The organism is Deinococcota bacterium, from assembly GCA_030858465.1.
GTDB lineage: Bacteria > Deinococcota > Deinococci > Deinococcales > Trueperaceae > JALZLY01.
Window position 1 is genome coordinate 1 of sequence record JALZLY010000199.1, and the last position, 2,453, is coordinate 2,453.

A 2,453-nucleotide genomic window follows, 5' to 3' on the forward strand; every position below is an offset into this window, starting at 1 on the left:
TGGGCTCGGCCCAGGCCGCGCTGCTCCTCGGCCGCTTCGCCGCCGCCGAGGTCCACGCCCCCGCCTTGCGCGGCCGCGCCGTGGCCAACGTCGTCCTGGGCGGCACGGCGGGCGCGGTCTTCGGGCCGCTGATGGTCGGGCCGGTGGGCGCGCTGGCCGAGGGCCTGGGCCTGCCCGAACTCGCCGGACCCTACCTGGCCAGCGCCGTCATGTTCGCCCTCGCCGCGGCCGTCGTCTTAGCGCTGCTCAGACCCGAGCCCAAGGAGCTGGCTAAGGAACTGGCCCAGGAGCTGGCCCAGGCCCATCCCGAGGTGTCGCAGGGGCCGGGGCCGGGCCGGCCGCTCGCCCGGATTCTCCGCGACCCCGGCGTCGTCACGGCCATCGCCGCGATGGTCTGCGGCCAGACGGTGATGGTCGGGCTGATGGTCATCACCGCCCTACACATGAGCCACCACCACCACCCGCTGACCAGCATCTCGGCGGTCATCGCCTCGCACACCTTTGGCATGTACGCGTTCGCGCTGGTGTCGGGCCGGCTCACCGACCTCTGGGGCCGAGGGCCGGTCATCATGAGCGGCGCCCTTCTGCTCGGCCTCGCCTCGGGGATGGCGACGCTCTCGCCCCAGGTCTTGCCTCTCGCGGTGGCGCTCTTCGGGCTCGGCCTCGGCTGGAACCTGCTCTTCGTGGGCGGCTCGGCGCTGCTCTCCGACCGGCTGGCGCCCGCCGAGCGCGGCCGGGTTCAGGGGGTGGGCGACGTCCTCATCGGCCTGGCCTCGGCGCTCGCCAGCCTGGGCAGCGGGGCGGTCCTGGCCTTTGCCGGCTACGAGGTGCTGGGTCTGGTCGGCGCGGTGCTGGCGCTCTTGCCGCTCGGCCTGAGCCTATGGTGGCTGTGGGCGCGGCCGGCGCAGGAGAGGCCAAAAAAGCGCCCCGAGCGCCTCGCCGACTAGCGGCCGCGTGCTAGGCTTGACGGCGTGCCGCGCGTTCTTCACCTGAGCGAGCTCGAGCTCCCCAGCGGCCCCGCGCTCGAGGGGCTCATCCCGCCGCCGCGCTTCGGCCTCACCACGTTCGAGGGCTACCAGCCCCAGGACCCCAGCCAGGAGCGGGCCCGCGACGAGGTGCGCGAGTTCGCGCTGCTGCGCCCCCGGCGCGAAGCAGCCGGCTTCCGCTGGCCCTGGCGGCGCCCGCCGGAAGCTCCCGGCCAAGGCCTCTACTTAGACGGCGGCTTCGGCGTGGGCAAGACCCACCTCTTGGCCGCCGCCTACCACGAGGCCGAAGGCCCCAAGGCCTACTTGTCCTTTCAGGAGCTCGTCTATCTGATTGGCGTCCTGGGCGGGGTGCGGGCCAAGGAGGCGCTCGGCCATTACAGCCTCCTTTGCATCGACGAGTTCGAGCTCGACGACCCCGGCAACACCCTCATCGTCAAGCAGTTTTTAGCGCACGCCTTGGCGGGGGGCGGCCGCGTCCTGACCACCTCCAACACCCCGCCCGAGCGGCAGGGCCAGGGGCGCTTCAACGCTCACGACTTCAGGCGCGAGATCCAGAGCATCGCCCGACACTTCCGCACGCTCACCTTGGAGGGCGGGGATTACCGGCAGCGCCAGCATCAGGCGGGCCTGATGAGCGAGGCGGCGCTCGAGACGCTCCTCGCCAGCGAGCCCGCGCCAGGCCCCCACACAGGTCCCCACACAGGCCCCTACAGAGGCCCAAAGGTCTACGGCGACTGGCCCGCGCTCACCACGCTCCTGGCGGCGCTCCACCCGGTGCGCTACCGGGGCCTCCTGAAGGGGGTCGGCACGCTCTACCTCTCCTCGCTGACGCCGCTGGAGGACCAGAACAGCGCCCTGCGCTTCGTGCACTTTATCGACAAGCTCTACGACTTAAAGCTCGGCTTTCGCGCCTCGGGAAGGATCGCTCTGGAGGACATCTTTCACCCGAGCTACCGGAGCGGCGCCTTCAGCAAAAAATACTACCGCTGCGTCTCGCGGCTCGCGGAGCTGCTGGGGGAGGCCCAGCCGGCGCCGGTCTCCTCGGCGAGCGCATAGGGCCTCTCTTCGCGAGGGCGCCCGCCTGCCGCAGCCTCGCCGTCCTCCTCGAGGCTGGCGTCCAGGCTGGGCAGGGTGACGGTAAAGCAGCAGCCCCGGCCCGCCTCCGAAAAGACCCTGATGCGGCCGCCGTGGCTCTCGACCAGGCTCTTGGCGATGCCGAGGCCGAGACCGGTGCCGCCCTGCCGGCTGAAGAAACGGTCGAAGACGTAGGGCAGGTCCGCCGCGGCGATACCCGGTCCCTCGTCGCAGACCTCGAGCACCACCTCGTCCTCGCGGCTAAGGAGCTTGAGGCTCACCTTGGCGGGGTCGCCCGAGGCCTGTACGGCGTTGCGGACGAGGTTGCGAACGACTTGCGCCAGGCGCTGGGCGCTGCCCGCCACCAGGCCCTCGCCCCGCGCCTGCAGGGCG

Annotated in this window: 3 protein-coding genes; 2 read left to right on the forward strand and 1 reads right to left on the reverse strand. The window is 71.9% G+C overall.

Annotated elements, in window-relative coordinates; translation table 11 throughout:
* Both M3498_10120 and zapE read left to right on the forward strand, forming a co-directional pair.
* The coding region (locus M3498_10120) for an MFS transporter (GenBank protein MDQ3459637.1) at positions 1–947 on the forward strand (947 nt) is incomplete at its 5' end.
* Positions 948–971: 24 nt separating this feature from the next.
* A complete protein-coding gene (gene zapE / locus M3498_10125; GenBank protein MDQ3459638.1) occupies positions 972–2,042 on the forward strand; it encodes a cell division protein ZapE in 1,071 nt (356 codons plus the stop codon).
* Here zapE and M3498_10130 read toward each other — a convergent pair.
* Positions 1,967–2,453 (reverse strand): sensor histidine kinase (locus M3498_10130; GenBank protein ID MDQ3459639.1); only part of this gene is annotated, 487 nt, incomplete at its 5' end. The genes zapE and M3498_10130 overlap by 76 nt on opposite strands.